This window comes from uncultured Methanobrevibacter sp. (assembly GCF_902774605.1).
Lineage (GTDB): Archaea > Methanobacteriota > Methanobacteria > Methanobacteriales > Methanobacteriaceae > Methanocatella.
Window position 1 is genome coordinate 1 of the sequence record NZ_CACYJE010000104.1, and the last position, 2,612, is coordinate 2,612.

Below are 2,612 nucleotides of genomic sequence, written 5' to 3' on the forward strand. Positions count from 1 at the left end.
AAAGGCTATGATGGAATCTACATGCTGGAGCTTCATAGTGTGGATTCAATCAAAAAAAGTCTTGAATACATGAAGGAATTGAAGGTCATATGAATTTAAGATTAAAAGCAGATAAATTGACAAAAATAACCGATAATATATTTAATTAAAAACAAACATAACTATATTATTATAACAATTATAATTATCCAATTATGATTTCAAAAATAAAAAATATTGAAGGTAGAATTTATGTTTTGGAATGAAAAAGCGGAATGCATGCCTAGGGAAGAAATAGAAGAACTTCAACTAAGAAAACTGCAAGCTACTGTGAAAAGGGCTTTCAACAAGATACCTTTTTACAATAAGAAATATACAGAATGCGAAGTTTTTCCAGAAGACATAGAAACATTGAAGGATATAGAAAAACTTCCAATACTCACTAAAGATGATTTGAGGGCTTCTTATCCATTCGGATTGTTCGCAGTAGATCAAAAGGAAATAGTTGAGGTCCATTCATCAAGCGGAACAACTGGAAAGCCTGTAGTAAGCGGATATACCAAGAAAGACCTGGAGATATGGGCGGAAGTGATATCAAGAGGCCTCAAGATGATGGGCCTTGATGAAAACGACATCATTCAAAACACACATGGATATGGTATGTTTACAGGAGGATTTGGTGTTCACTATGGTGTTTTAAACATCGGAGCCACCATCATTCCGATATCAACAGGCCAGACAAGAAGGCAAGTGGAAATCATGAACGACTTCGGTACAACCTGCCTCATCTTCACTCCGTCATACGGCCTCCACCTTGGAGAAGTAGCCAAGGAAGAAGGAGTGGATCCTACCAAAGTAGGTCTTAAGGCAATTGGATTCGGTTCAGAACCATATACCGAAGAAATCAGACAGAGGATTCAGAAAACCTTCAATGCACCGGCTTACAACATCTACGGACTAACTGAAATCATGGGGCCTGGAGTTGGAATGGAATGCTCTGCCCAAAACGGCCTTCATATTGCAGAAGATTACTTCTATCCTGAAATCATAGACACAAACACAGGCAAGATTCTTGGAGAAGGTCAGAAGGGAGAATTGATTCTGACAAACCTTGAAAGGGAGGGAATGCCTGTAATCAGATTCAGAACAAAGGACATCACAGCCCTTCACTACGACACCTGCGAATGTGGAAGAACCCATGTGAGAATGGACAGGATCACCGGCAGGGCCGACGACATGATAAAGGTTAAAGGAGTTGCCGTATTCCCATCACAAATCGAGAAGGCGCTTCTTAAAGTAAGCGATGTCGAGCCTCATTATCAAATCATTGTCACAAGACCTGACATACTTGATGAAATCGAAGTCAAGGTCGAAGCCTCACAATCCCTTTTCTTCGATGGTGTAAAGGAAATGATGAATGTTCAAAACAAGATTGCAGACTACATACAAAACGAAATCGGAATCCGTGTAAAAGTTACTCTGGTAGAGCCTAAGAGCCTTCCAAGAGCCACAAAGGGAAAAGCAAAACGGGTAATCGACAAGCGCAACCTGCATTAATAGGAAATGAATTTTAAAAATTATTAAAAAACCATAAGAGGAGAAAAAATGAAAATCAAGCAATTATCCATATTCATAGAAAATCAACCTGGAAGATTGTACAAGGCATTGGAGATACTTGCACAGGAAAATATTAACATAAGAGCATTATCATTGGCTGACACTTCCGAATTCGCAATCTTAAGGCTTGTTGTAAACAGCCCTGAGAATGGAAAGGAAATCCTGGAGAAAAACAATTTCATAGTCAAGCTGACTGACATCATAGGAGTGGAACTTGACGATACCCCTGGAGGACTTACAAAGGTGCTGAAAATCCTAAAGGATGAAAACATCGATTTGGAATACCTATATGCATTCACACATGATCAAACATCCAAGGCCATTCTTTTACTGCATGCAAATGACTTGGACAATATGATAAATGTCCTGGATTCAAATAATGCCAAAATCGTTCCGGCAGATGTCGTATACAACTTATAATTTCAATACTAAAGAGGATGAAAAAAATGGAATATGAAATCAAAGGAGGACCTTTCCCAATTCTAATCTGCAAATTGAAAAAAGGGGAAACAATGAAAAACGAGAGTGGTTCCATGGCTCTAATGAGCTCCCATATAAAAATGGAAACCAGCACTGGTGGCGGAATCCTGAAAGGTCTCGGAAGAGCATTAGCTGGAGATACAGTCTTTTTAAACTTCTATACAGCTGAATCAGATAATCAGGAAATCGGATTTGCATCAGGATATCCAGGCAAGATCATTCCACTCAAATTGAATGGAAATACAATCATTGCCCAGAAACATTCATATCTTGCATCTGAAGAGGATGTGGACATATCAATACACTTTAAAAAGAAGATAGGAAGAGGCCTCTTCGGAGGAGAGGGCTTCATTCTTCAGAAATTCACAGGAAATGGAATGGTGTTTTTGGAAATTGATGGTGAAGTGCTTGAATACGACCTTGCAGCTGGCGAAAGCATGCTTATTGATCAGGGACACCTTGCAGCAATGGAGTCAACAGTTGATTTTGACATTGAAAGAGTGAAAGGAGCTAAAAATATGCTCATTGGTGGAGAA

Annotated in this window: 3 protein-coding genes; all 3 read left to right on the plus strand. The window is 39.0% G+C overall.

Features of this window, described 5'->3' with window-relative positions:
• The first annotated feature begins 231 nt into the window (after positions 1-231).
• A complete protein-coding gene (locus tag QZU77_RS10730; protein WP_295603969.1) occupies positions 232-1,536 on the plus strand; it encodes a phenylacetate--CoA ligase family protein in 1,305 nt (434 codons plus the stop codon).
• Positions 1,537-1,584: 48 nt separating this feature from the next.
• Positions 1,585-2,016: an ACT domain-containing protein gene (locus QZU77_RS10735; RefSeq protein WP_295603971.1), complete on the plus strand. Its 432-nt coding sequence runs from the start codon at positions 1,585-1,587 to the stop codon at positions 2,014-2,016.
• A gap of 26 nt (positions 2,017-2,042) precedes the next feature.
• The coding region (locus tag QZU77_RS10740) for a TIGR00266 family protein (RefSeq protein WP_295603973.1) at positions 2,043-2,612 on the plus strand (570 nt) is incomplete at its 3' end.